Origin of the sequence: Deinococcus sp., from assembly GCF_018260405.1 — a bacterium.
GTDB lineage: Bacteria > Deinococcota > Deinococci > Deinococcales > Deinococcaceae > Deinococcus.
The window spans coordinates 276-542 of sequence record NZ_JAGLBG010000269.1; the positions used below are offsets into that span (position 1 = coordinate 276).

The 267-nt window shown below is 66.7% G+C and carries 1 protein-coding gene; it reads right to left on the reverse strand.

Going from position 1 to position 267, the window contains the following annotated elements:
* On the reverse strand, nucleotides 1-267 hold a 267-nt coding region (locus tag QZ269_RS13480; RefSeq protein WP_291427198.1), incomplete at both ends, for a transposase.

Here is a 267-nt window from a genome sequence, read left to right on the forward strand (position 1 = left end):
CCTCCCGGTGCAGTCGGATGCCATCCCGGAAGACCTGCGCGACCCGTTGCCCGTACAGCTCTCCCCGCCCGGGTTGCCGCTGGAGAACAGCGACAACCTCATCCGCGTTGCGGATCAGGTGCGCCAGACACTTCTGCTGCCGGACGTCCTGCAGGTAGCGGCTGTCGTACGAGGAGAAGCGGTCGCTGATCAGCACGCCGGCGAAGTTGTGCCCCAGGCCTTCCCGGACTTCCACGTTCGTGTGCCGCAGGTTCGCGCGGAACAGCA